This is a genomic window from Glutamicibacter sp. AGC46 (assembly GCF_053543715.1).
On sequence record NZ_JBLVOJ010000012.1, the window covers coordinates 123,247 to 147,493 of the forward strand.

Annotated in this window: 23 protein-coding genes and 1 riboswitch; of the genes, 12 read left to right on the plus strand and 11 right to left on the minus strand. The window is 60.6% G+C overall.

Translation table 11 applies throughout. From position 1 onward, the window contains the following. Window positions 1–35: 35 nt before the first annotated feature. Entirely contained in the window at window positions 36–1,859 is a 1,824-nt protein-coding gene (gene ggt, locus ACNPM8_RS08770) for a gamma-glutamyltransferase (protein WP_402473709.1), read from the minus strand. Window positions 1,860–2,074: 215 nt separating this feature from the next. After that, a complete protein-coding gene (locus ACNPM8_RS08775; protein ID WP_448939687.1) occupies window positions 2,075–2,938 on the minus strand; it encodes an NAD(P)H-binding protein in 864 nt (287 codons plus the stop codon). Between the two features lie 283 nt (window positions 2,939–3,221). Further along, window positions 3,222–3,311, plus strand: a riboswitch (SAM riboswitch). A gap of 83 nt (window positions 3,312–3,394) precedes the next feature. On the opposite strand from ACNPM8_RS08775, the gene ACNPM8_RS08780 reads away from it, so the two are divergent. The 8 genes from ACNPM8_RS08780 to ACNPM8_RS08815 all read left to right on the plus strand — a co-directional run bounded on the left by ACNPM8_RS08780 (window position 3,395) and on the right by ACNPM8_RS08815 (window position 9,862). Continuing rightward, window positions 3,395–4,201 (plus strand): methionine ABC transporter ATP-binding protein, encoded by an 807-nt coding sequence (locus ACNPM8_RS08780; RefSeq protein WP_286134248.1) that lies wholly within the window; start codon window positions 3,395–3,397, stop codon window positions 4,199–4,201. Window positions 4,202–4,217: 16 nt separating this feature from the next. Further along, a complete protein-coding gene (locus ACNPM8_RS08785) occupies window positions 4,218–4,934 on the plus strand; it encodes a methionine ABC transporter permease (RefSeq protein WP_105657960.1) in 717 nt (238 codons plus the stop codon). Between the two features lie 43 nt (window positions 4,935–4,977). Further along, on the plus strand, window positions 4,978–5,850 hold the full coding sequence (locus ACNPM8_RS08790; protein ID WP_105657961.1) for a MetQ/NlpA family ABC transporter substrate-binding protein: 873 nt from the start codon (window positions 4,978–4,980) through the stop codon (window positions 5,848–5,850). 94 nt (window positions 5,851–5,944) lie between these two features. Continuing rightward, the gene (locus ACNPM8_RS08795) at window positions 5,945–7,162 is read left to right on the plus strand and encodes an acyl-CoA dehydrogenase family protein (RefSeq protein WP_448939688.1); all 1,218 of its coding nucleotides are present in this window, start codon (window positions 5,945–5,947) and stop codon (window positions 7,160–7,162) included. Between the two features lie 2 nt (window positions 7,163–7,164). Beyond that, complete coding sequence (locus ACNPM8_RS08800) at window positions 7,165–8,583, plus strand: NtaA/DmoA family FMN-dependent monooxygenase (RefSeq protein ID WP_105657963.1); 1,419 nt, start codon at window positions 7,165–7,167, stop codon at window positions 8,581–8,583. A 104-nt stretch (window positions 8,584–8,687) separates the two neighbouring features. Next, window positions 8,688–9,104, plus strand: coding sequence for a CoA-binding protein (locus ACNPM8_RS08805; protein ID WP_133834325.1), 417 nt, complete (start codon window positions 8,688–8,690; stop codon window positions 9,102–9,104). A 10-nt stretch (window positions 9,105–9,114) separates the two neighbouring features. After that, entirely contained in the window at window positions 9,115–9,534 is a 420-nt protein-coding gene (locus tag ACNPM8_RS08810; protein WP_133834326.1) for an MmcQ/YjbR family DNA-binding protein, read from the plus strand. A 4-nt stretch (window positions 9,535–9,538) separates the two neighbouring features. After that, window positions 9,539–9,862, plus strand: coding sequence for a putative quinol monooxygenase (locus tag ACNPM8_RS08815; RefSeq protein WP_105657965.1), 324 nt, complete (start codon window positions 9,539–9,541; stop codon window positions 9,860–9,862). A gap of 70 nt (window positions 9,863–9,932) precedes the next feature. Here the strand turns inward: ACNPM8_RS08815 and ACNPM8_RS08820 are convergent, their stop codons facing one another. From ACNPM8_RS08820 to ACNPM8_RS08845, 6 genes are all read right to left on the minus strand, one after another. Continuing rightward, window positions 9,933–11,966 (minus strand): bifunctional metallophosphatase/5'-nucleotidase, encoded by a 2,034-nt coding sequence (locus tag ACNPM8_RS08820; protein WP_133834327.1) that lies wholly within the window; start codon window positions 11,964–11,966, stop codon window positions 9,933–9,935. Window positions 11,967–12,141: 175 nt separating this feature from the next. Beyond that, window positions 12,142–12,354, minus strand: coding sequence for a hypothetical protein (locus tag ACNPM8_RS08825; RefSeq protein ID WP_105657967.1), 213 nt, complete (start codon window positions 12,352–12,354; stop codon window positions 12,142–12,144). A 170-nt stretch (window positions 12,355–12,524) separates the two neighbouring features. Next, on the minus strand, window positions 12,525–13,232 hold the full coding sequence (locus ACNPM8_RS08830; RefSeq protein WP_448939689.1) for an HNH endonuclease family protein: 708 nt from the start codon (window positions 13,230–13,232) through the stop codon (window positions 12,525–12,527). A 142-nt stretch (window positions 13,233–13,374) separates the two neighbouring features. Beyond that, a complete protein-coding gene (gene fepB / locus ACNPM8_RS08835; protein WP_286172249.1) occupies window positions 13,375–14,400 on the minus strand; it encodes a Fe2+-enterobactin ABC transporter substrate-binding protein in 1,026 nt (341 codons plus the stop codon). A gap of 154 nt (window positions 14,401–14,554) precedes the next feature. Next, on the minus strand, window positions 14,555–16,321 hold the full coding sequence (locus ACNPM8_RS08840; RefSeq protein ID WP_448939690.1) for a lipase family protein: 1,767 nt from the start codon (window positions 16,319–16,321) through the stop codon (window positions 14,555–14,557). Between the two features lie 112 nt (window positions 16,322–16,433). Continuing rightward, window positions 16,434–17,627, minus strand: coding sequence for a siderophore-interacting protein (locus tag ACNPM8_RS08845; RefSeq protein WP_448939691.1), 1,194 nt, complete (start codon window positions 17,625–17,627; stop codon window positions 16,434–16,436). Window positions 17,628–17,834: 207 nt separating this feature from the next. Here ACNPM8_RS08845 and ACNPM8_RS08850 point away from each other — a divergent pair, with 207 nt between their 5' ends. Next, window positions 17,835–18,182, plus strand: coding sequence for a zinc ribbon domain-containing protein YjdM (locus tag ACNPM8_RS08850; protein WP_332595209.1), 348 nt, complete (start codon window positions 17,835–17,837; stop codon window positions 18,180–18,182). 135 nt (window positions 18,183–18,317) lie between these two features. Here the strand turns inward: ACNPM8_RS08850 and ACNPM8_RS08855 are convergent, their stop codons facing one another. Then, the gene (locus ACNPM8_RS08855; RefSeq protein ID WP_332728319.1) at window positions 18,318–18,914 is read right to left on the minus strand and encodes a CGNR zinc finger domain-containing protein; all 597 of its coding nucleotides are present in this window, start codon (window positions 18,912–18,914) and stop codon (window positions 18,318–18,320) included. Window positions 18,915–19,002: 88 nt separating this feature from the next. On the opposite strand from ACNPM8_RS08855, the gene ACNPM8_RS08860 reads away from it, so the two are divergent. From ACNPM8_RS08860 to ACNPM8_RS08870, 3 genes are all read left to right on the plus strand, one after another. Continuing rightward, complete coding sequence (locus tag ACNPM8_RS08860) at window positions 19,003–20,073, plus strand: LLM class flavin-dependent oxidoreductase (protein ID WP_448939692.1); 1,071 nt, start codon at window positions 19,003–19,005, stop codon at window positions 20,071–20,073. A 60-nt stretch (window positions 20,074–20,133) separates the two neighbouring features. Next, window positions 20,134–20,763, plus strand: a complete 630-nt coding sequence (locus ACNPM8_RS08865; protein WP_105662391.1) for a cysteine hydrolase family protein — start codon at window positions 20,134–20,136, stop codon at window positions 20,761–20,763. Between the two features lie 153 nt (window positions 20,764–20,916). After that, on the plus strand, window positions 20,917–22,299 hold the full coding sequence (locus ACNPM8_RS08870; RefSeq protein ID WP_448939693.1) for an FAD-dependent oxidoreductase: 1,383 nt from the start codon (window positions 20,917–20,919) through the stop codon (window positions 22,297–22,299). Here ACNPM8_RS08870 and ACNPM8_RS08875 read toward each other — a convergent pair. Continuing rightward, entirely contained in the window at window positions 22,282–22,944 is a 663-nt protein-coding gene (locus tag ACNPM8_RS08875; protein ID WP_448939694.1) for an NADPH-dependent F420 reductase, read from the minus strand. The two genes, ACNPM8_RS08870 and ACNPM8_RS08875, sit on opposite strands and share 18 nt — an antisense overlap. A gap of 33 nt (window positions 22,945–22,977) precedes the next feature. Further along, window positions 22,978–24,021 (minus strand): LLM class flavin-dependent oxidoreductase, encoded by a 1,044-nt coding sequence (locus tag ACNPM8_RS08880; protein WP_448939695.1) that lies wholly within the window; start codon window positions 24,019–24,021, stop codon window positions 22,978–22,980. Window positions 24,022–24,247: the final 226 nt, after the last annotated feature.

The following is a 24,247-nucleotide window of genomic DNA, read 5'->3' on the forward strand; positions in this document are numbered from 1 at the left end:
ATGAAGTTGCCGGGGGCCGTCGTCTGCCTGCGGGCCTATTCGGTTGGCTGCAGCACCATGGCTGAACCGCCGCCGCGCCTCGTGGGCTCGGCCGCGGCGGTGAGTGTGCCGTCGGCAGCGATTTCCACCGCTTCAACCGCCCCGATTTCCGCCTGCGGAGTGAAGGAATCCCCAGCTGGCGCGAGCTTGTGCCCGAAGGCTTCGAGCGCCGAACCGTGGGCTTGGATGAACTCCGGTTCCGCCGTGACCACTGCCGTATTGCGCTGGGAAGCACGTGGAGCGGCGATGGCTTCGCTGATGTCCATGCCCAGATCAATGCGGTTCACCAGGGTCTGCAGCACCGTGGTGATGATGGTTGAACCACCGGGGGAGCCAATGGCCAGCACCGGCTCGCCGTCCTGCAGGACAATGGTCGGAGCCATCGAGGAACGCGGGCGCTTGCCAGGTTCAATGCGGTTCGGATCCTGCGGGTCGTACACCGTGGAGAAATCGGTCAGCTCGTTGTTCAGCAGGAAACCGCGATCGGGGACCACCATGCCCGAGCCGCCGGTCTGCTCGATGGTCAACGTGTAGGAAACGGCATTGCCCCAACGGTCCACGACCGATAGATGGGTGGTGGAGATGTTCTCCGTATCCTGCTCCACTACCGGTTCGCTGGTGGCCGCAGGGCATTGGCCATCATAGTTTTCAAGGTCGCCCGGAGCGACCGGCTTCGTTGCGGCCTGATCCGGATCAATGGCGCAGGCACGATCCGCGCCGAATAACTTGTCCGTCAAGGTCCGGGTCGGGACGCTGGTGAACGCGGGGTCGCCGACGTACTTGCCGCGATCAGCGTAGGCGAGCGCAGTTGCCTCGAAATAATGATGCAAGGCATCGGGTTCTTCCATGGCTGGCAAATCGAATTCGCCCAGAATGTTCAGAGATTCGCCGATGGTCGTTCCGCCACTGGAAGAAGGAGCCATGCCGAAGACGTCGTAGCCCCGGTAGTTCACCTTTGTCGGTGCCTGCTCCACCACTTCGTAGCCGGCCAGGTCGGCGGTGCCCAGCTGCCCTGCGGGAACCGGGAGGGTGGTGTCTTCGCTCTTTGGCGGCGCCTGTACCGTTTGGGCGATGTCGGCAGCCAGTTCGCCCTCATAGAATCCATCAATGCCTTGCTTGGCCAGCATCCGGTAGGTGTGTGCGAGATCCGGATTCTTGAAAATGCTCCCGACTTCCGGAGCATCTCCGCCGGGCAGGAACAATTCGCTCGTGGAGGTGAACGCGGCGAACCGTTCCTTGTTGTCCAGGGTCTGCTCGCGGAACGTCTCGTCGATGACAAAGCCGCGTGAAGCGATCTGGGTCGCCGGCCGCAGAACCTGTTTCAGGTTCTGCGAACCCCAATTATCCAGTGCGCGCTGCCAGGTGGCCACTGTCCCGGGCACGCCTACGGCCACACCACTGGTGACCAGGTCCGGGGTGAAGTTATACGGCTCGCCGGTTCCAGGATCGATGAAGGCATCATGCCCAATGCCTGCCGGGGCGGTTTCGCGGCCGTCGATGGTGCTGACCTTGCCCGACTTCGCATCGTAGTGCATGAAGTATCCGCCGCCGCCAATGCCTGCGCTATAGGGTTCGGTGACGCCCAGTGCCGCCGCGGTTGCCACAGCCGCATCGACGGCGTTGCCTCCCTTGCGCAGGATTTCGATGCCGGCAGCGGTGGCTTCCGGATCGACCGACGAGACTGCGCCTCCAGTGCCGATGGCGGTCGGGTCCTTCTGGGTGTGCCGTGGTTCGGCGCTCGCCGGAAGCGCTGAGAAAGCTCCCAGGCCCAAGGCGATGGCTGCCGCGCAGGCAACTGATCTTAAACGTACTCGTGGCATGCTTTGATCTCCTCTGCAGGTGGGGATGAAGTATGCGCAAATTTACGGGAGCGGGAACTCGCCACGCGGTTGTGACACGCAGCACCATGGGTTTGCGCGGCAATTTCGGCATTGCCGCGCGAATATTCCGGGTTGTGACGCGTTAAAGCGGCGGGCAGGCACCGCGGCCTCGATCGCCGCCAATGCCTGCCCGCTGGAACCCTAGTGCACCTGGGCTACTTGTCCAGGTTGTCCTTGATGACTTTGCCCAAGGAAGCCGGGGCGCGGCCGATCAGCTGAGCCAGCTCCCCGGAGTCCACTTCCAGCGCTCCTTCTCGAATGCGCATGTCGGTATCGACGAGGATGTGCGCGAACGGTCCGGGGACGCCGGCATCAGCGTAGATCTTTTCCAGTTGCCCGGGATCCATTTCCTGGTAGGCGATGTCCTGGCCGGCGGCAGCGCCAACCGCGCCAGCAAGCTGGGCGAGGGTGAATGGCTTGTCGCTGCCCAGCTCGTAGATCCTGCCGTTCTGGTTTTCTTCGGAAAGCAGCACGGCCGCAGCGGCATCCGCGTAGTCTGCACGGGCGGCAGCGCTGATCTTGCCATCGCCGGCGGCACCGAGCACCGTGCCGCTGTTGAGGTAGCCCATCAACTGGTCGGTGTAGTTCTCGATGTACCATCCATTGCGCAACAGCACGTAGTCGATGCCGGATCCGGCCAGCAGCCGTTCGGTGGCGATGTGCTCCTCGGCGAGCTTCATGCCGCCGGACAGGGCGTTGGCAATTGAGGTGTAGGCGATCAGCGAGACATCCACGTGCTTGGCGGCATTGATGACGTTCTCATGCTGGGCAACGCGCTGGCCCACCTCGCTGGCCGAAATCAGCAGCAGCTTGTCTATGCCTTCGAGTGCGGACACGAGAGTTGGCTGGGCGTTGTAATCGGCAACGCGGGTTTCCAGGCCTTTGCCTGCCAGCGGTTCCAGCTTCTGCTCGGAGCGGCCAATTGCGACCAGATCAGCGGCATTCGCCCCGCGCGCCAGCAGCGCCTCGATGACTAGATTTCCAAGCTGTCCGGTGGCACCGGTAATTGCGATCTTCATGGGGTCCTCTCGTTGGTCTGCATCTGCTACAACCACCGTAGGCATCGCTGAATTCCCCACCCAAGATTGCTGGCACAAGCCAGCGAGAGATGGGCAGAAACTGCAAGGCTTTCGTCACAAAGAGGGGAAGTAGCGAAATGTGTCAGATTGCTACGTGGATTATTGCGTGATTTCAGCGTGGATCCGTCCGGACTATGACTTGATGACGCCGATTGAAGTAACGTTTGCCGGCCTGCGGGCGTGGACTCCAGACTTGAATTGTTCGGCTCGTACAACCGAACGCACACCATCCAGAGCGACTGAGAGATCTGGCTCAACGACGTCGCAGCAACCACCCGAGAGGGAGCGGTGCTACAGCCAGAACCGATGGAGTACTTTCACTTCGCGACGGAAAATCTGTGGAACGCAGATGATTTTCGCGAAGTGCGCTCCGCATAACCAAGCACCAAGGGAGCGATGATGATTCGTCTTGAAAACGTAACGACCGCCTTCGGCAAGGGCCAAGATCAATTCACGGCCGTCAAGGATGTCTCGCTGGAAATCCAGGCCGGAACCATCCATGGAATTATCGGATTTTCCGGTGCGGGAAAGTCAACGCTATTGCGCAATATCAATTTGCTGCAGCGTCCCACGTCGGGCCAGGTCATCGTGGATGGCGTCGAACTGACCGGGCTCAGTGAAGGAGACCTGCGAAAGCAGCGTCATGAGATCGGGATGATCTTCCAACACTTCAACCTGCTGAACAATCGCACCGCGCAACAGAACGTCGAGCTGAATCTGAAGTTCGCTGGTGTTCCGAAAAAGCAACGCCGTGAACGTGCGCTGGAAGCGCTGTCCATAGTGGACCTCGCTGACAAGGCTGCCGCCTATCCAGGACAGCTTTCGGGCGGCCAGAAACAGCGCATCGCCATTGCCCGCGCGCTGGTCACCGAGCCCAAGGTCCTGCTGTGCGATGAGCCAACCAGTGCCGTGGATCCTAGAACGACAACGTCGGTGCTGCAATACCTCAGTGACATCAACGCCAGCCTTGGCATCACCACAGTCATCGTCACCCACGAGATGAACGTTATTAAGGCCATTGCCGACAAGGTTTCGGTCATGGAAGACGGAGCGGTAGTTGAAGAGTTCGCCCTGAGTTCGTTGCGAGAACCAGGCTTTGAACCAGTGACGCCAATCGGCCGCTACCTGATCAGTGACGAACTCACGCTTAACCGCCAGCCAAAGCAGGACCAAGCCGTCGCTGCCACCGTAGCCCGCGTATAGAGAACCTGGATTACCAATGAATTTCACATCAGTAGTGCTAGCCACGAGCAACGGCAACGCAGCAGCTTTCAGTTTTGACCGCATCATCGAACTTGCCCCGGAAATCTGGGTCGCCATGGCGCAGACCTTTGCGATGCTGCTGGTTTCCATCCCGATCGCGATTCTCCTGGGAACCCCGCTGGGCATTTGGCTTTACTCGATGTCTCCCAACGGTTTGCGCCCACGTCCGCGACTGCACCGAATCGTTGACGGGCTGGTCAATACAATCCGTTCCTTCCCATTCCTCATCCTGCTGATCGCCATCATCCCGTTCACCCGATTCGTTGTGGGAACTACCATTGGCACCGCGGCGGTTATCGTTCCGCTGACCATCAACGCGATCCCCTATTTCGCCCGGTTCGTGGAGCAGAACATCAGCCAGCTTGGCAATGGCGTTGTCGAAGCAGCGCAGGCCATGGGCGCCACCCGGGGACAGATCATCCGTGAAGTGCTGCTGATCGAAGCCAAGCCTGCACTGCTGTCTTCCATCACCATCATGACCGTCAGCTTCATCTCGTATTCGGCCATGGCCGGACTGGTCGGCGGAGGCGGTATCGGCGACTTCGCAATCCGCTACGGCTACTACCGCTATGAAACCGGAGTCATGCTGCTAGCCATCGTCTTGATGATCCTGCTGGTGCATGCAGTTCAGTTCGTCGGAACTCGGCTATCGCGCGCCGCTGACAAGCGCTAAACACAAAACCCGCTCAACTCGCATTTCAGCAAAGGACAACACCATGGCATTCTCTCGCCGCACCTTCCTAACTTTCACCGCCGGCTCCGCCGCACTTCTCGCGCTGGCTTCTTGCGGCCTGGCAGGTGGACAGGCGGCCGGCACCGGTGACAAGACCATCAAGGTTATTGTCACCGAATCGGCCCCATCGCAGGAACCAACCAAAATCGCCCAGAAGCTGCTGGCCGAAAAGGGCTGGACTCTGGAAGCTACCTATGTCACCGACATCGTGCAGCCGAACCACGTGGTGTCCAATGGCGAATACGATGCCAACTTCTTCCAGCACGGCGCTTACCTGGAACAGTTCAAGAAGGATCAGAACGTCGATGTGGAGCCGGCCTTCTACATGTACAGCTCGCCTGCCGGCGTGTACTCGAAGAAATACGACGACATCAAGGACCTGCCCAACGGTGCGACCATCGCACTGCCTGTGGATACCGCCAACAACGGACGCGCGCTGGCCCTGTTGGATAAGGCCGGTGTCCTGAAGGTAGCTGAGGGCAAGAGCGTGATTCACTTGTCGCAGAACGACATCCTGGAGAACCCCAAGGGCTTCAAGTTCGTTGAGGTAGATCAGCAGTCGCTCTCAAAGACCCTGCCTGACGTGGATGCCGGGTTCCTTTTCGCCCGGCTCGGCGCCGAGATCGGACTGAACCCGAAGGACGCACTGCTCTTTGAAGAGGAAGAAGAAGCGCTCCCGTACATCAACATCATCGGCGCAAAGCCAGGGTTTACGGACACCGAAAAGGGCAAGGCGCTGGAAGAGGCCTACCACTCCGATGAGGTGCGCGAATGGTACGCGAGCTACCTCGACGGTGCATTGGGCACTCCTTGGGACCGCGATCTCGAAGCGGACTTCGCCACCTGGAATAAGTAGGCCCTTGGCCCCACGACGCTGAACTTCGGCGTTGTGGGGCACCACATTTTCCGACTCCTTTACTCAAAGTATCGACGTTCTGCAGGGAGAACCCATGACGATGATCGCCGCGCCCGCAATCGAAAGCCGCTACCAGGGACTTCTGGAGCGATTCCAAGCGGTCTTTGCCAGAATTGCTGAAGGAAGCTGTGAACGCGAGCAGCAGCGCATCCTGCCTTTCGAGCAGGTGCAGTGGCTCAAGGATGCCGGTTTCACCACGCTGCGTGTGCCAGAAAGCCATGGCGGTTCGCCTATCAGCCACGAGCATCTGTTCCGCTTGCTGATCGAGCTGGCCGCGGCGGACTCGAATGTAGCGCACCTGCTGCGCAGCCACTTCTCCTTCGTCGAAACCATCTCCCTGCAGCCGGCAGAGTTCCAGGACCGCTGGTTCCCGCGGGTGCTTGCCGGGGAAATCTTCGGCAACGCTGCGACCGAGCGTGGCGGCAATGCCCTTGGCACCACCAATACCAAGCTGGTCCAGACCGGGCAAGGCTGGGTGCTGCGCGGCGAGAAGTACTACACCACTGGCTCGATCTTCGCCGATTGGGTAGTGGTCATGGCGACCACCGACGGGATTGAGGGGCGCCAATACGCCATCGTCGATCGCCATGCCGAGGGCGTGGAGATCCTTGACGACTGGGATGGCTTCGGCCAGCCGCTGACCGGTACCGGCACCGCGATATTCACTGACGTTGCGGTGGAAGAAGCCAATATCATTCAGCGCAAGATAGCTTCCACCCTCGAACCTGCCTTCTTCCAGCTGTGCCTGCTCGCCGTACTGGCAGGTATCGGCAAGGGGGCCCGCAATGCCGCAGCAGGCATCGTTGCCAACCGCACGCGAACCTTCAACACCGGCTCCGGCGCGCTGTTCAAGGATGACGCGCAGATCCAGGAACTTGTCGGCCGTTTGGCGGCCAATGTCTTCGCTGCAGAGAGCATCGTGGTCACCGCAGCCCGGGAACTGGATTCGGCGCTCGACGAGGATCTGGGCTTGGACCCGCAAGCGGCCTACCTGCGCGCAGAGCTTGCCGTCCAGCAAGCCCACGTGGCCACGCCGAAGCTGGTCCTGGACGCCACCAGCGAGCTCTTCGACGTCACCGGGGCCTCGGCGATTTCGACCTCCAAGTCGCTGGACCGCTTCTGGCGCAATGCCCGCACGGTGGCCACCCACAATCCGGTGGCCTTCAAGGCACGCTCGGTGGGGGACTACTTCATCAACGGCAGCATTCCTACTGGTTTGAACTCGATCGGCGAAGCAAAGGCAGGAAAATAATCATGGGTACTTTCAACGAACGCCCGCGCTTGCTGCTTTCGGCCTTCTTGATGAACACCTCCAGCCATATCCTTGGCGGAATGTGGCGCCACCCCGAAGCGCAGCAGCATCGGTTCCATGAACTGGGCCTATGGGTTGACCTGGCCAAGAAGCTGGAAGAGGCAAAGTTCGATTCGCTGTTCTTCGCTGACGTGGTTGGCCTTTACGGCGAGCATGAGGGTGGTTGGGCATCGCACGTACGAAAGGGACTGCAGGTCCCCAGCCATGATCCGCTGGTCCTGCTTTCGGCATTGGCCGCCAGCACCAAGGACATCGGCCTGGCGATGACCAGCTCGGTCATCCAATCCCATCCATTCCAGTTTGCCCGGCAGATCTCCACCCTGGATCACCTCTCGCAGGGGCGTGTGGCCTGGAATATCGTCACCAGCGTACTGGAAAATGCGCACCGCAATTTCGGCGGGAAAGAACTGGTCGGGCATGATGACCGCTACGGTTGGGCCGAAGAATACGTCGACGCCGCCTACAAGCTGTGGGAGGGCTCCTGGGAAGAGGACGCCTTGCTGGCCGACAAGATTTCCGGAATCTACGCAGATCCGGCCAAGGTCAACAAAATCAACCACCGCGGCGACTACTACTCCATTGACGGTCCGCACCTGGCACTGCCAAGTGCCCAGCGCACCCCGTTCCTTTTCCAGGCTGGTTCGTCGGCACGCGGTTCGCAGTTCGCGGCCACTCACGCCGAGGCGACCTTCCTCTTTGCCCCGCACGCACAGTACGTGGCGAAGAAGAATGCCCAGCTGATCGAGCACCTGGCTGCTGCCGGACGCGGCCGCGATGACATCAAGGTCTTTGCCGGCTTGTCCTTCCTCGTCGGTTCCACGGAAGCTGAAGCCAAGGCATTGGAAGCCGAATACGACGAGTACCTGGACTTGGACGCCATCATCGCGCACATCGGCGGCGGTATCGGAGTGGATCTGGGCGGACTGGACCTGGATACCCCGATCGGCCAGATCCAGACCGAGGGCGCGCAGGGAGTACTTGAAGCAGCCCGGGCTTCGGTGCCCGGCGGCAATCCGACCCTGCGCGACTTGGCCTACTACCGCGCCAAGGCACAGCAGATTTCGGGGACCCCGGAACAAATTGTCGATGAGCTCGAACGCTGGCAGGATGCTGGTATCGATGGCCTGAACGTGATGAATCATGTTCTTCCCGGCTCCTACGACAACTTCATTGACGGAGTGCTGCCCGAACTGCGCCGCCGTGGCCTGGCCCAAAGTGGATATGCCGAGGGCAGCCTGCGCCAAAAGGTCTTTGGCCGTGGCGATTACCTGCCCGCGCATCATCCGGCGGCTAAGCACCGCGGGGCGTTCTCGCAGAACAGCGCGGCAGCCACTGGGAAAGCGGTTCAGCTGCAGCAGTGAATTCCGAACGCTTGGAAGGCCAGTGGCATGGGCGGGTCCTGCCAACTGGACGAACTTCAGTACCTGGACGCCAAAAGTGCCAGCGACGCGGTATGGTGTCGTGCATGGACACGCAGCACGTAAATAATTCGGCAACAATCCGCAGGCTGTTGAGCACGCCTGGACGCTGGGCGGTTGTCGGGCTGACCAACAACCCTGCTCGCGTAGCTCCGTCCATCGCCCGTTTCCTGCGTGATGAACTGTCGATGCAGATTATTCCGGTGTCGTTAGGCGCGGAAACTGTAATGGGCGAAGCGGGCTTCGCGAAGCTTGCTGACATTCCAGGCCCCATTGACGTGGTGGATTGCTTCGTGAACTCTTCCAAGGTGGGAGACATCGTTGACCAAGCCATCGCCGTGGGAGCGAAGGCGGTGTGGTTGCAGCTGGGCGTCATTGACGAAGCCGCCGCCCGACGGGCCAAGGATGCGGGACTGGATGTAGTGATGGATACCTGTCCCAAGATCGAGTACCCATTTCGCTAGCGAGGCATTGATGGCAACAACAGCTGGGCAAGAAGAATTGGAAAATGCGTGGACGCAGCTGTGCCTGCGCATGCCGTGCGCTTACGCCGATTATCCCTTTGGCCCTGACAGCACCGTATTCAAGGTGGCGGGCAGGGATCCGGGCAAAGGCAAAATATTTGGGTTGCTCATGCACCTGCAAGGCGAATTGGTGCTGAACCTGAAATGCGAACCGGCTCTGGCAGACCAGCAGCGCAGCGAGCATCCGCAGATCACCGCGGGCTATCACATGAATAAGAAGCACTGGAATTCGGTTCGTGCAGGACTCGACCCGCAACTGATGGGCGAGCTCATCGAGGATTCATACGATTTAGTGGTCGACGGCATGCCCCTAAGGGATAAAGAATACATTCGTTTGCAAGGCGCAATTAACAAGGGAACCCTAGACTAGAGACATGTACTTCATCGTTGTTAAATACCAAGTAAAGCCAGAATCCACCCCGAACTTCATGGGCCATGTCGCTGAATTCACCGCGGCAACCCGCGCCGAAGAGGGCAACATCTTCTTCGATTGGTCCGTGAGCGTCGAAGACCCCAACGAATTCGTCCTGGTTGAGGCCTTCCGCGATGACGAAGCCGCGGCAAACCACGTGAACTCCGCCCACTTCGCAGCCGGTCTTGAGTCCATGCGACCACACCTGGTCTCCACCCCGAAGATCGTTTCCCGCAAGGTAGACGGCGAAGGCTGGGATTCCATGGGCGAACTGGTCATCGACTAAGTTATTGGGACAAAGGCAAAGGGAAGAACCTCTTGGTTCTTCCCTTTGCCTTTATCTTTGCCCTTGGGCTCTAGCGTCCGGCCTTGTTGCCGAAGCGGCGTATCAGTACCAACGCGATGCCTGCCAGGACAACGACACCGGCGACGATGCCGATCCAGCTGGTGCCGAATCCGGTATCGGCTAGATCTTCGGAGTCCCGGTTCTGGGAATCATCCTTCTGCTCGTCCTTAGGCTCGCCAGACGAGTCAGGGGACCGGGTCGCGTCCCCAGTTGGCTCTGGCGAACTGGTAGGTTCTTCGGTCGCGTCGTCGGTTGCATCCTCAGATGGTTCCGGCGATTCAGTTGGCTCCCCGGTTGGCTCATCCGAAGGATCCGGCGACTGCGTTGGCGCAACAGGCTCTTGCAGGACCGCGCGGCCCAGCGGAGCCGGCTCAACAACGTCATGTGCCTTGAAGTAGTTCACGGTGGCGTCCAAATCGATCTGGCCGGAGTCAGCATGATCGGTGCCGGCGGCAAACGCGGCGAAGTTATCGCCACCGGTAGCCAGGAATGCATTGGCTGCGACACGGAAGGTTGCTTCCTCGTCCAGCGGCTCGCCCTTGAAGGTGATGTCCTTGATGTGCTCGCCCTGGGCAGCATCCTCGACGTAGGTGTAGGCGAGACCCTCGGAAATGCCCAGATGCAGCTTGTTGCGTTCCGAACCTGCAGGCTGCCACTGCTGCTCCAGGGCCTCGCGGATCTGCTCCCCGGTGAGGTTGAAGGTGATCAGGGTGTTGGCGAATGGCTGGACCTCGGCTGCGGCCTTGTAGGACACTGTGCCATCTTGGCCGTAGAGCAGGTCGGCACGCAGGCCGCCTGGGTTCATGAATGCGATCTCGGCTGGTTCGCTGGCGAAATCCTCATTAGAGGTAGCCCATAGGTGGATGTCGGCTACGGTGTTGCCCAGGGTGGATTCAACGCCTCGGTCCTGGCCGGGTTCTTCTCCACCACGAAGGATGTCTTCAGAGATGGCGCCGATCTTCACGCTGCCGACCACTTCAGCTTCCGCTTCAGCGGCGCTAACGATTTCTGCGACCTCGGCATTGGCATCAAAGTTGCCCACCCATTCGCCGTCAGCGCCCTCGGTTGCCAAGGCGATGCGCTCGGTAGCGGCCTCGGTGACTTCGCCAGTCTCAGGATCTACCTGCAAGGAAACCTTGCCCAAAGTGGTGCCGTACTGGTGGGACTGGATCACCGGGCGGCCCGCGATTTCGCAGTCGTAGGACTGGTGGGTGTGGCCCGAGAAGATCGCGTCGATCTCGTTGCTGGCCTCGCGAACGAGCTCGCCATAGGCGCTGTCTTCTTCGGCAATATCTGCGCACTGATCGCCAGCGGAACCGTTGTGGGTCAGCAGCACCACTACATCTGCCTCGCCGTTCGCTTCATCGCCATCGGAGAGCTGCTCAGCTACACGGTTCGCTGCTTCCAGTTCGCTGCCGAAATCCAGGTCGGCGATGCCAGCTGGGGAAACCAGTGAAGGCATGTCTTCGGTAACGGTGCCAATGAAGCCCACGGAAATACCGGAGATCTCGCGGATCGCGTATTCCTGGAGGGCAGGAGCCGTGGTGCCCTTTTCATAGACATTGGCGCCCAGTGCGAAGTCTGCGCCGTTGACACCGCTGGAATCGGCGTAGCTGTCGATGACGCGTCCGGTCAGGTCCGCGAATCCCTTGTCGAACTCGTGGTTGCCTACTGCCGAGACATCCAGGCCGCCAGCACCCAGGGCAGCGATGGTTGGTTCGTCATCCTGCGAGGCGGAAGCGAAGGTTGAGGCGCCGATGTTATCGCCGGCGGAGACGAATAGGGTGTTTTCGTTTTCTGCACGCATTCCATCTACAGCACCGGACAGCACAGCAGCGCCGGCAGAGCTTCTGTCAGCAGAAATGCGGCCATGGAAGTCATTGATGCCAACTAGATCAATGGTGACGGCTTCAGTACCCGCAGCTGGCGACAGGGAAGCACTCTGCGTGGATGTAGCCTGAGCTGTTGCGGCACCGGTGGCGGCCAGCGAAATCGTTGCCAGCGAAGCGAGACCGAGTTTTCTTATCTGCCTGAATGCAGGCATGGGTACTCCTAAAAGTGACGAGTGTGACAAGACATATGTCTATCGCATCTGAATGAACCTGTCGATGCTTTGGCGTTAAATTTAGGTGCAGAAGTACAAGTACTGTCGGTTATTCAACAGAAGCAACCTCCCAGCCATAGGCCAAGAGGTTGCTTCTGATTAGAGGAGTATGCAGTTATTGCTGACGCTTATGCCGCGGGTCACCTGCGGTGACGGTGGAAGTTCCAAGGATCGCACTCAGCAGCAGCATGGCTGCTCCAATGAACATGAGGGTGGAGACGACCCAGCAGGCAGTGGCTGCCTCGCGCTGCGTGGTGGTCAGTGCAAAACTGAAGATGCACACGCTGGAAACCAGTAGGAGGACTCCGGGGATTCGTGTCTTCATCATGCGCCCTTGCAGTAGAGGATTAGGCCAAGCCATCGCAGAACATAATCGCTAACGTGTTGAATAATATCCATTTTGCCACAAGTCCATCGATTTGACGATAAGCCTTAAGGTGGATGTTTCCGTGCGATGTCCTGCGTACGGCTATGAGGGCCGGCGAAGCTGCCTGACTGCTAGATGCAGGATTTGAGGATGTTCCCGATCGCGGTGTGCTCTGCCTTGGTCATCCAAACGTCGTATTTGGCTTTTACCTGGGTCTGCCGCGAGACGTAAGTGCAACGGAAGCTCTTGTTGGGTGGCAACCATGATGCCGCGTCCTTGTCGCCTTTGGAAGCATTAGTGGGGCCATCGGAAGCCAGCAGGTTCAGCGGGTCATTGGCAAATTCCAAGCGGATCTCGGCATCCCAGCGCTGCGCGCCCTTTTGCCAGGAATCGGACAGGGCGACAACATGGTCGATTTGCACGGCGGTGCTGGTGCCTTGGCCGCGCTTGAATTCGATGGTCTTGCCCGTGTAGGGATCATCGAACGTTCCGCTCAATACAACGCAGGGTCGCGTGGCCGGTTTATATGTCACGTCCACCAAATCGCGCGAGAGGATGTCGTTGCGCGCATCGCATCCATTGCGGTCCGGATCTTTCCATCCCTTGCCGAATTCCGCTCTGTCGTAGCCGGTTTTTGGTGCGCGGCCTTTGACCGTAACTTCATTGAGCAGTTCAAGGGATTCTGCGTAGATATCTCGTTGTTCTGCGGTGCTTGGCGTCGGTGCGGCTTGGGCATCAGGAAGGGGCGGGAACTCAATGGTCTCCAATGAAGAGCACGAGCTCAGAGCCAGGGTGGACAGGAGGGCGAACAAAGATAAGGTGCGGCGCAGCGAACGCATGCGGTAGTACTACTCCTAAGGTGGCTGGTGCTTGAGCTAGAAGATGCTCTGACTTGAACTATAGGCAGTGGAGCGGACCATTTAGCCGTCCATGATCCGTGTTGTGGCGTGAGGTCGGATGTACCGGCTTCAAGGAATGCTGCTACTCGAGCTCAGAAGAGCCCAGACCTGGAAAATCGTGTTCGAAATAGTCCAAGATCTTCTGGGTTGCGTAGTAGTCCAGAAGGTGGGCAGTGGTGAGCGGGAAGACGCTGCCGCTCTGCACCGATGGCAGCTGGGCTAGTGATTCATCCGAGGTAAATGCCGTGGTCGCTTTCTTGTTTGCGGCCAAGAGGAAGGTGGCATCTCCAGTGAGCGTTGCTGGCAGATCCCTGTAGCTGACGAAACTGAAATCTTCCCTTGGCTGTGTGGAAGTGTCGAACTTCTTTGGCGTGGATACCACCGTGAAGCCGAGTCCTCTGAACAGCTGCGCATGCGGCCCGGTGGTTTTAGCGATCGGGGATATGCCATGGGCTGCGTAGGAAATGATTGAAGCCGTGGTTCCGGAGGGGATTGCCAGCATGCTTCTCAGTGCTGAAACCCGTTCGTTAATGGCTGCAGTGTTCTGCTGTGCTCGTTCTTCGGTACCAGTGGCTTCCCCGAGCAGCTTTGAAAGTTCGTTCCAGTCCTTATCTGCGTAGTCCACGACAATGGTTGGTGCAATCTTCCTCAGCGCACCTACGTTGTCGACTTCGGAGTCTGCTCCTGTTGCCGCCACGATGATGAGGTCGGGTTTCTGGTCCTCGATTTCTTCCAGATCGAACTTCCCGATCTCGTAGAGCGGATCAACTTTGCGGTCCGAGGCAACATCAGCCCAATGCTTGAAGAAACCGTCGCCATCGGTATCAGGCCCCGCCGGCGCCGTTGCGCTGGCAATGACCGGCGCGTCCAGGGCCAGCAGTGAACCCGTGAGTCCTACCGAGGTCGAGACGATACGTTCAGGTTTTGCCGGGATCCGTATGGGGTCATGCATTGAATCAGTCAAGGTGCGTGGCCAATGCCCGGCTTCAAATGCCGCGGTGCCCGCATCTCTCCCTTGCTCGTCAGGTAACGCCGCGCAAGAGCCAAGGGAAAAGGCCAAGATGCCAAGGCACAAGGCAACTGCGATTCGGGACAAGCTGGGACGCACTAGGATTCTCCTGGGCCGACGGCCAGAAAATGGCTAGGCGGCATTGAACGGCAATGAATTACTGGAAGTCTTTCCGAACCTATTTTATGTTCCCCAGACACGGGCCCGTGCGCTGGTACAAGAACAAAAGGAATCAGAGTGGCATCGCAAACGGTTATTTCCTGCACAGGGTGGAGCCTTCAGGGAAAGCTGGCTTCCCCTCAAGCAGCGAGTGGGTGAAGGCGACAAGATCTTCATTGAGTGCCGAGTCTGCCCCGACGAGCGGCATGTGGTCCAGTCCGGAGTACTCGAGGTAACCAATCTGGGCATCCGGGGTGCAAGAACTTCTGAAGAACTCGCGCTGCATCGAGGGCAAGACCAATGAATCAGCAGCGCCCTGGGCAATGAACGCCGGGTAGCCCGCCGGAACGATGGACGAATTGCGTTTCAGCACCGAGTGCAGCTGGCCGTCGAGAGCCTCGGAACTGAGAATCGGTTCGAAGAGCTGGCTGGCCTGGGCCAAGCCGGTCAGCGCGCCCGTACCGGAAAAGCAATTCTGGGATAGCTGGTTTACCGCCATGCGAGAACGGGTCGTCAACCGCTCGTCGATGCCCAGATCCGGATACAGCTGGTTCCAGCTGGCGGCAATGTAGCTGGAAATGATTTTTCCCGCCGCGGTATCAGCAACCGACTCGGCCAATTCCGGAAGGTTGGTTGCCGGGGCCATGGCGGCGATGCCGAGAATCTCCAGGTTCGGAGCGTAGTCCCCGGCGGCTTCAGCCGTAGCCAGAGCCGCATGCCCGCCCTGGGAATGGCCCCACACTACGCTGGACTGTCCTAGCCGGACTCCGCGTGAATGCAGGTCTTGCAGCTGACCTGCAGCAAGGGTCGCGTCAAGCACCGCGTACGCCTCGGCGGCCGGAATCAAATAGGGATGAGGGCCGGCGGTGCCCAAGCCGACGTAATCGGTAGCGACTACTGCCCATCCGCCAGCCAACATGGTTTCACGGGCAGCAGCTGGACCATCATCATAAGGATTCGGTCCCATGGACAGCGCGCACTGGGACATGACGCCCTTGGTCCCATTGGCCCATGAGATGACAGGTAGGGTTCCCGTGGCGGACTCGGCCACGGTCACCACGCCCGAAGCTATTGCGGGAGTGCCATCGTGACCTTGCGTCGTATACAGAATTCGCCAGGCGAGAGTGTTCGGCGGAGTGCTCTTGGCCAGCGGTTCCGCGCGCAGCAACTGGCCATGGGCAGCAGGAACGCTAGCTGGCGGCAAATAGAAATCATCCGCGGCGGCCGTATCGCTTTGGCTATGCAGAAAAGCGGTGATCGTTCCGAGTCCGAGCACGGCGACGAGGCCAATGGCGCTCAATCCTGTCAGGCTAGCGCTACGCGCAGCGCGGAGCCAGCCAGGAATTGCCGGAAGGCGAGGCCGGAGAAAAGACCACAAGCAGTGGACTCCCAAAAGGAATAACCAGCCGCCGAAAGCGACGCCGAGCACCCACAAGGAAAGCCTGGGCCAAAACATCACCAGAGCCGCGCCAAAGACACCGGCAAGTGCTGTGAGAGCGCCGCGGAAGGAATGCTGCCGCTGCCCGCGGAGCACCGCTGCAAGTCTGAGCACTCCGCCCAGGAGAAGAACCAGTGAAGTCGCCAAAGCCAGGACCGGCAAGCTGGCGCGATGCCAGAGCGGGAGGGCGACCCCGCTGAGCGCCAGCAGGCCGCCAGAAAGCATCACTGGCCAGCGGCGAACGGAGTCCTGTTGAGCCTCGGCAAGGCGCACCAGGCCCGCAATCAACAGGCCAGCGCCCAGCAGCCAAATAATCAGCCGGACCGCGCTCGCCGAGTTGAGCATCAGGACGAGTCCGAGGGCAATCAGCAAAACACCGCCGAGAAAGCGCGCGAAGTTGCTGGTGCTATCGGGCTGAGCCATGGACACTCCTCGGATAACCAGTGCGGATGCGATGCTTCCAAGGTTATCCGGAGTTAAAGAGCTTGTCCCTGTGCGTGCCGTTGTGATGCTGCGGATCACTCTGATCCAGCTTTTAGCGGCGTAATCTCCCCTCGCGCAGGGTCCAGTAAGAGGAAATGTGGGAGGAACGCTTGTCGAGGTGCCAGTGCCGCGCAACTTGGCTGATCTCTTTGACCGTGGAACGCTCGGCATGAGCGATTAGCCCAAGCCGCAGATGGGGCAGCGGCAAGGAACGGAGCTCATCGGCCAGCAGTGAGCTGCGGCCCGCCGGAACGCCGTCACGCGGCACCCAGCGTAAATCAACGCCTGGAGGATGTTTCACGTCAAACATTGCGTTCTGATCGGCAACTTCGAGCAACGCTAGACCGCGCGCATCCGAGGGCAATACTTCGAGGGCTTTGCAGATCGCCGGGATGCCTGCTTCATCCGCGGCCAGCACGTAGTAGTCGGCATTCAGCGACAATGATGACTTGCTCCGTGAGGGGGAAATAACCAGTGGGTCCCCGGGCTGCGCTGTCCCGGCCCAATGGCCAACAGTCCCAGGCTCCCCATGAACTACGAAGTCGATCGCTATTTCCGGCACAACCGCGTTGATCCAACGTATCGTGTACGACTTGGAACGCGGAACCTGGTCGCGGGGCAGGCGCTGCCGCAAGGCGCGCAGATCATAGGGAGGCTCTAATCCGAGGGCGGGGTCAGCGGCAAAGACTTTCACGTATTCATCAATCGCCCCGTTGGAACGGTAGCCATCCAGATCGGGGGCGCCGGCAATGATGCGCACCATCTGGGCGTTCAGCTGTTCTACCCGGGTGATGGTCAGAATGTGCTGATCCACCTTTTCCCTTGGCGGATCCAGATATCCCAAGGCGGGGGTGTGCTGGGCCAAGGGCTCCTCGTAGGTTTCCGAGTAGCTGCGCGTCTGCGCAGGAGCAAATGGCTGCGGGGCAAGCTGCTGCGCGGGCCCCTGCGCCGTTGAGTGGTGGTAGTGCTTGAACGAGGTGCGCAGTGTCTTATCCAGGACTTTGCGTGCCGCGGTGAGTGCCGCCGCGGCGCCGGCACGTTCGGCAGCGGCCAGCAATTCGTCGGTTTCCTGCTCGTTGAGCACAGAGCTGTTGCCGATGTTCCGGTACAGCTGCTCTTTGGCCATCGCGTATCCTGCCTTTGCCCCGGCCTTTTCGGCCTGAGCGAGGATTTCCAGGGTGAGCCCTTCCCTTGGCGTCACCGTGTACTGCGGACCGTAGCTCTTGTACTTGTGGTGCTTAGACATGGTGTGCCCCTAACCCGGCCGGTGTGGGCACCAGCCTGTATGCCTGAGTATGGGGTATATCCGGCGTGGAAAACAAGTAATTTCAAGCTGGAGGGCAGGAAGTGTTCAAGGCCTGGGGTTCGTGCCATTTCCAGCGCGGAATTCCGGGGATTATTCGATATCCGATTCATTCGACATGGGGCATATCCGGTCACTAAAATCAGCTTCATGTCTGATACCTTGCCACCGTGCCCTGAATGCTCCAGCGAGTACACCTACGAAATGGATGCCCTGCTGGTCTGCCCAGAGTGCGCACATGAATGGAACGCTGAGGCCGAAGTAGCCGAAGCTGTCGAAGCAGTGATCAAGGATGCTGTCGGCAATGCGCTGCAGGACGGAGATACCGTCAGCATCACCAAAACCATGAAGGTCAAGGGCGCGCAGAGTGCGCTGAAGGCCGGAACCAAGGTGCGCAATATCCGCTTGGTCCAAGGCTCTGGCGACCATGATATCGCCGCCAAGGTGGACGGCTTCGGCCAGATGGAACTGAAGTCTTCCATCGTCAAGAAGATCTAGGCGTTCCGCCCGCAGTTCCTCAGGCTCCCAGCATCTACGGATGGTGGGAGCCTTTAGTGTTCCATGCTGCTTGGCACGTGCCACGGCATGCAAGGTGCTCGGCTGCGCCGCTGGCGGGAATCCTCAGGCCATGGGCTAGGCGGCAGAAGAATCCTGCTGGCTCTTCTTCTTGGCGTACGAACGGGCCGCCCGCACGCGATCACCGCAACGCGTGGAGCACCAATGCCGGCGGCCATGGGTCTTGAGCAGGTAGCGGGTGCATGGCTCGGCCTCGCATTGGGCCAGCAGGCCCGCTTCTTCGCTGCTCAGCAGTGCTGCGGCGTCCTCGGCAAGTCGCGACATGGCGTGCTCGGTCAATTGCGTGGCGGGGTGTTCCAATGCGCGGAAGAATCCTTTGCCCGGCTCATGGTGCAGCAATGGGGTGCTCGGTGCTGCCAGCAGTGCGGCGTTGATGCCCTGCAGCACTTCCCGGGCCACGGGCGTGCCCGTTGCGCTGGCATGGAAAGCTTTCCTGATCTGGCTGCGAAGGGTGACCAGTCGATTCTGGCAATAGCTTTGCAGCGCCGCTTCCTGGGGCACGAGACCCCGCACGATGAGCCATTGCGTGGTGTCCTCCGGGCTAGCCAGCGCGTCGAAGCTCTTGCCGCCAGGCAGCTGGATTTCGCTGTTGGCCAGATCGATGCTGCAGTGCTGCGCGGTTCCGGGGCTCGGGGGAAGGGGCATCTGGGACATGTTCCTCATGGTATCAGTATTGCTTTACCGTGATCACCTGCTAGTGTGTGTATCACGGTAAAAAATTGAAATAACATGAGAAAAGAGGTTGGCCTTGCAGCCAGTGCCACGATTCGGCTCCGCTCCCTTCGCCCTGTCGGTTCACACCGGAGGCGGACCCGGTGTAGGGCAAACCGCCCAAGATGGCCTGCAGGACACCATCGATATCGCCAAGGCTGCGGATCAATCCGGATATCACCGTTTCTGGATGTCCGAGCACCATGCCATGCCCGCGCTGTCCGTGGCATCGCCGCTGCTGATGATGGCCCGGCTTACCGCCGACACCCAGCGGATCAGGTTGGGCGCGGGTGGAGTGATGCTGCCCAACCATGCGCCGCTGGTGGTCGCGGAGCAGGTTGGCATGCTCGAAGCGCTGGCTCCGGGGCGCATCGACCTGGGTGTCGGGCGCGCGCCAGGTACCGATGGGGCCACCGCGGCCGCGTTGCGCCGCGGAACCGGAGCCAACGAAACCTTCGACGAGCAACTGGCCGAGCTGGTGGGATTCCTGAATGATGATTTCCCCGCAGGGCACCCCTACAGCGAAGTCCATGCAGTGCCCGGCCCGTGGCAGAACGAGCAGAACTGCCTGCCCGCACCGGAAACGCAGACCCCGTTGTGGATCCTGGGCTCCTCGCCGTATTCGGCGCAGCTGGCCGCGCGGCTGGGCCGGCCCTACGCCTTCGCCTTGCAGTTCGGCGATGCCGATATCGACACCGCGCTGCGCATCTACCGCGAGAACTTCGTGCCGTCGGCAGTGCTCGACCGTCCGTACGTGCTCATCAGCCAAAGCGTCATCGCGGCCGAGGATCCAGAATACGCCCGTGCCGAGGCCTCGACCATGGCGATGGCCATGCTGCGGATGTTCAAGCGTGAACCCTTTGCACTGCTATCCGCCCAGGAGGTCGCAGGATATCCGGCCACGCTCAATGAGCGAGCGATCATTGACATGTACACCAACCGCACCCTGGCCGGCACGCCTTCCGAAGTGGCCCAGCGCCTGGAAGCGCTGCAGCAGCGGACCGGAGCGGATGAGTTGATGATGGTCCTTGGCAGCCACACCCCTGGCGCAGCGGTGCAAACCGTGCAGCTCATGGCCCAGCACTACCGGCCGGCTAAATAAAACCTGAAACACCCGGTGCCGTATGGCGCCATCTCGACACATCGGAAAGAGGAACTCACTATGTCCGCACCACGCAGAGCACTAATCGTCATCGACGCACAGCAGGAATACTTTGATGGCCTGCTGCAGATCCAGTACCCGGATCGCGAGCAGTCGGTAGCCACCATCGCCAATGCCATGGACGAAGCGGCAAAGGCCGGGATCCCGGTGGTTGTCGTGCAGCACCAAGCGCCCGAGGGATTCCCCGTCTTCGCCCCGGAATCCGCTACCTATGCCCTGCACCCGCAGATCCAGGATCGGATGGAAGCTGCAGAGCACCAATTCTCCAAGAACTATGCCAGCATCTTCGCGGGTACAGGCCTGGAAGAGTGGCTTCGCGAGCGTGAAATCACCACGTTGACCCTGGTGGGCTACATGACCAATAACTGCGTGATCGGTTCTGCCGCGGCTGCCGAACCGCTGGGGTTCGCCGTGGAAGTGCTCTCCGATGCTACCGGCGCGATCGACATTGTCAACGCTGCCGGTTCCATCCCCGCCCAGCAGGTGCATGAAACCCTGATGGCCGTGCTGAATTCCAGCTGGGCTGCGGTGGCCCCGACCGCTACCTGGATCGAGGCAGTGGCCTCGGGTGCTGCACTGCCCGGCGATAACCTCATCGAATCAGCTGCTCGTGGCCGTGCCGGCCAATAGCCAGGTGAGCGTCCTGTAACTGGCGGATCGCATCTTGTAGAAGGTGTGGTCCGCCATTTTTCATCTCCGGGCTGTCCGGGCAAAGGTTGACGCAAGCGGCCTGCGCGAACAAGACTCGTGCTAGGACAAGGCGGCAACAGCTAGGGGTTCATCGTGGGTTCAGCAAGCGCGGACGGACAACTCGACGCGATCATCATCGGGTGGGGCAAAGGCGGCAAGACCCTGGCAGGCACCCTGGCCCGGGCCGGGCAGCGGGTGGCGTTAATCGAGCAGTCCACCCAGATGCATGGCGGCACCTGCATCAATATCGGTTGCGTGCCGACCAAGGCCTTGATCCACGATGCCGAATCCCGCGATGGCGCCGGATACGACCAGCAGGTCTTCCAAGCCGCCGTCCAGCGCCGGGACAAGCTCACTGCCATGATGCGCGCCAAGAATTTCTCCATGCTCGACGACCTGGAGTCGGTGCTGCTGGTCAACGGCAAGGCCGCATTCACCGGACCTCGAAGCGTCAGGGTCACTGCCGGTTCCGATGAGCTGGAGCTGAGCGCGGCGAAGATCATCATCAACACCGGCGCGCTTCCCGCGGTCCCGGATATTCAAGGGGCGCAGATCGACGGGCGGGTCCATGATTCCACAACGATCCAGCATGCCCAGCTGCCCAAGACCCTGGCTGTGGTGGGCGGGGGATATGTCGGCATCGAGTTCGCCTCCATGTTTGCCCAGTTCGGATCGAAAGTCACGGTGCTGGATCGCGGAAGCCGTGCACTGTCCAAGGAAGACCCGGATGTGGCCCGGGAAGTCCAGTCCTGCCTGGAAGACGCCGGCGCCGTGATCACCAGTTCTGCTTCGGTGCGTTCGATCAGCCAGGACGAGCATGGCGCCACCGTCAGCTACGAACGCCAGGGCCGGATGCACCAGCTGAAGGCGGATGCGGTGCTGATTGTCCTGGGGCGGGTGCCGAATACTGCCGGCCTGGGGCTGGAAGCCGCCGGGGTCCGGACGGGCACCCGCGGGGAAGTCGTCGTGGACGAGTTCCTGTCCACCAATGTCCAGGGCATCTATGCCCTGGGCGACGCCAACGGCGGTCCCCAGTTCACCTATGTCTCGCTCGACGATCACCGGGTCGTGGCCAGCGGGCTGCTGGGAGACGGAACACGCAGCACCAAGGACCGGGTTGCTGTTCCGTACACCATCTTCACCACCCCGCCGCTGGCTCGCGTCGGCTTGAGCGAGGAACAGGCTGAACAACAGGGGCTGCAGGTCAGGATCGCGGTGAAGAAAGTTTCCGAGATCGCCGCCATGCCACGCCCTAAGATCGTGGGCGACCCGCGGGGCATCATCAAGTTCGTTGTCGATGCGCGCAGCGAGAAGATCCTCGGAGCGGCGCTGATGCACGTGGACTCCCAGGAAGTGGTGAATCTGGTGGCGCTGGCCATGCGGCAGCGAATGACTGCCGCTGCACTGCGCGACCAGATCTTCACCCATCCCTCGTCCACCGAAGCGCTGAACGAGGTGCTAGCGCAGCTCGGCTGAGGCCTGGATCTGGGCGGCGTCGATGAGCGCTGCGAGCTCGGCCCGCGGCTTGTTCGCGCCGAAGGCAGGCTGGCCAGGCTGCAGGCGCAAGCCTTCAGCCAGGGAGCCTATCGGCAGCGGGTCAAAGCCGAAATCATCAACGATCCGGGCTGCCTGGTCAACGTCGGAGTCCAGATCGCCGGCCAGCGCGATGGCCTTGCGGCGCTCGGCGCCGGCTGGACGGGACTCGTCCTCGAGGTCGTGGTAGCCCATGTGGTTGAAGGCCTTGACGACCCGCGAACCTGGCAGGAACTCCTGGATCAAATTGCTGGTGGAGACCTGAGGGCCGTTCAGGTCCTCGCGGATGCCATCCGTTTCCCACCAGTAGTTCATGGCGTCGATGACCAGCTTGCCTTCGAGCTCGGCAACCGGGATATTCCGGTACTTGCCCAGCGGCAGGGCCAGTATGGCAATGTCGGCTTCCCGCGCGGCGGTTGCCGGATCCACGGCCAGCGCGCCCGGAGTCAGGATCTCGATGGTCAGGGCAATGGCGCCGGGGTCGCCGGAGCCGGCGATGAGCACCTTGTAGCCGGCCTGCAAGGCGCGGCGGGCCAGGACCGTGCCGATCTTCCCGGCGCCGAGGATGCCGATGGTCTGCTGTGTCATTTCTCTCCTTCAGGCATGTCTTCGAATCCGGGTCTAGCTCTCGGAAAGCATTTCGCGTACCAGCGGGATGACCTTCTCGCCGTAGAGTTCCACGGCACGCAAGCGGGCGCCAGCTTCTACCGCGCCGCCGGAGTAGATCAAATCGAAACGGCCGATATCCAAGGTCTTGAGGGTCTTGGCGATCTTGCGGGCCACGGTTTCCGGCGAGCCGACGTACAGCGAGCCTTCGCTGATCTCGTGCTCGAATTCACCGCGGCCCATTGGGCTCCAGCCACGGGACGCACCAATGCGGTCACGCTGTTCCTTGTAGGCGTCGAACATGTGCTCGCGGGCCAACTCGTCGGTATCTGCCACGAAGCCGGGGGAGTGCAGGCCCACCGGCAGGGTTGGGTGGCCGAACTGGTCGTTGGCCCGGCGGTACAGGTCGATGTAGGGTGCGAAGCGCTCGGGGGACCCGCCGATGACAGCGAGCATCATGCGCAATCCGTAGTGCGCCGTGCGGATGACCGACTGCGGGGAACCGCCCACGCCCACCCAGGTGTTCAGGCGGCCGGACTCGGTCTTCGGGAAGACTTCCATATCCTCCAGCGGTGCACGCTTGGTTCCCTGCCAGGTCACCGGCTTCTCGTCGAGCAGCTTGTGGAACAGGTCGATCTTCTCGTCGAAAAGCAGTTCGTAGTCAGCCATGTCATGGCCGAACAACGGGAAGGACTCGGTAAAGGAGCCGCGGCCCAGCATGACCTCGGCACGTCCGTTGGACAAGGCATCTACGGTGGCGAAACGCTGGAAGACGCGGACCGGATCGTCGGAGGACAGCACGGTCACGCCGGATCCGAGGCGGATCCGCTCGGTCGCCGTGGCAATGCCCGCCAGAACGGTCTCGGGGCTGGAGATGGCGTATTCCGGGCGGTGGTGCTCGCCGACAGCGATCACATCGACGCCGGCCTGATCGGCCGCGATGGCTTCCTGGACCGTGGCGCGGATGCCCTGGGCATGGGTTACCAGCTTGCCTGACTTGTCGCTGGGTACGTCGCCAAAGGTGTCGAGGCCGAATTCGATGTTCTCGAAGGCGTTCATTGCGTGCTCCCTGTAGTCCAGAACTTTGTTGATGCATCAATCATGACTTAAAGTTATTGACGTGTCAACTACATCCGGAAATTGCGCCTCGACCGGTCTCCAGCCCAGCCGCACAGGCGCCAGAACGCATCGGATTCGTGGCGGAACGGATCTTGGAGCACTGCTTAGCGCCACATCATCCAGGCATGCAAAACGGCGGCTCTCCTCGATGAGGAGAACCGCCGTC

Excerpts from the sequence above, each read along its gene's own strand:
- ACNPM8_RS08815 (WP_105657965.1), top strand. The coding sequence starts at position 9,539 with ATGTACTTCATCGTTGTTAAATACCAAGTAAAGCCAGAATCCACCCCG.
- ACNPM8_RS08845 (WP_448939691.1), bottom strand. The coding sequence starts at position 17,627 with ATGTCTAAGCACCACAAGTACAAGAGCTACGGTCCGCAGTACACGGTG.
- ACNPM8_RS08795 (WP_448939688.1), top strand. The coding sequence starts at position 5,945 with ATGACGATGATCGCCGCGCCCGCAATCGAAAGCCGCTACCAGGGACTT.
- ACNPM8_RS08780 (WP_286134248.1), top strand. The coding sequence starts at position 3,395 with ATGATGATTCGTCTTGAAAACGTAACGACCGCCTTCGGCAAGGGCCAA.
- ACNPM8_RS08820 (WP_133834327.1), bottom strand. The coding sequence starts at position 11,966 with ATGCCTGCATTCAGGCAGATAAGAAAACTCGGTCTCGCTTCGCTGGCA.
- ACNPM8_RS08875 (WP_448939694.1), bottom strand. The coding sequence starts at position 22,944 with ATGACACAGCAGACCATCGGCATCCTCGGCGCCGGGAAGATCGGCACG.
- ACNPM8_RS08880 (WP_448939695.1), bottom strand. The coding sequence starts at position 24,021 with ATGAACGCCTTCGAGAACATCGAATTCGGCCTCGACACCTTTGGCGAC.
- ACNPM8_RS08840 (WP_448939690.1), bottom strand. The coding sequence starts at position 16,321 with ATGGCTCAGCCCGATAGCACCAGCAACTTCGCGCGCTTTCTCGGCGGT.
- ACNPM8_RS08810 (WP_133834326.1), top strand. The coding sequence starts at position 9,115 with ATGGCAACAACAGCTGGGCAAGAAGAATTGGAAAATGCGTGGACGCAG.
- ACNPM8_RS08775 (WP_448939687.1), bottom strand. The coding sequence starts at position 2,938 with ATGAAGATCGCAATTACCGGTGCCACCGGACAGCTTGGAAATCTAGTC.
- ggt (WP_402473709.1), bottom strand. The coding sequence starts at position 1,859 with ATGCCACGAGTACGTTTAAGATCAGTTGCCTGCGCGGCAGCCATCGCC.
- ACNPM8_RS08850 (WP_332595209.1), top strand. The coding sequence starts at position 17,835 with ATGTCTGATACCTTGCCACCGTGCCCTGAATGCTCCAGCGAGTACACC.
- ACNPM8_RS08825 (WP_105657967.1), bottom strand. The coding sequence starts at position 12,354 with ATGATGAAGACACGAATCCCCGGAGTCCTCCTACTGGTTTCCAGCGTG.
- ACNPM8_RS08785 (WP_105657960.1), top strand. The coding sequence starts at position 4,218 with ATGAATTTCACATCAGTAGTGCTAGCCACGAGCAACGGCAACGCAGCA.
- ACNPM8_RS08865 (WP_105662391.1), top strand. The coding sequence starts at position 20,134 with ATGTCCGCACCACGCAGAGCACTAATCGTCATCGACGCACAGCAGGAA.
- ACNPM8_RS08805 (WP_133834325.1), top strand. The coding sequence starts at position 8,688 with ATGGACACGCAGCACGTAAATAATTCGGCAACAATCCGCAGGCTGTTG.
- ACNPM8_RS08800 (WP_105657963.1), top strand. The coding sequence starts at position 7,165 with ATGGGTACTTTCAACGAACGCCCGCGCTTGCTGCTTTCGGCCTTCTTG.
- ACNPM8_RS08790 (WP_105657961.1), top strand. The coding sequence starts at position 4,978 with ATGGCATTCTCTCGCCGCACCTTCCTAACTTTCACCGCCGGCTCCGCC.
- ACNPM8_RS08830 (WP_448939689.1), bottom strand. The coding sequence starts at position 13,232 with ATGCGTTCGCTGCGCCGCACCTTATCTTTGTTCGCCCTCCTGTCCACC.
- ACNPM8_RS08855 (WP_332728319.1), bottom strand. The coding sequence starts at position 18,914 with ATGTCCCAGATGCCCCTTCCCCCGAGCCCCGGAACCGCGCAGCACTGC.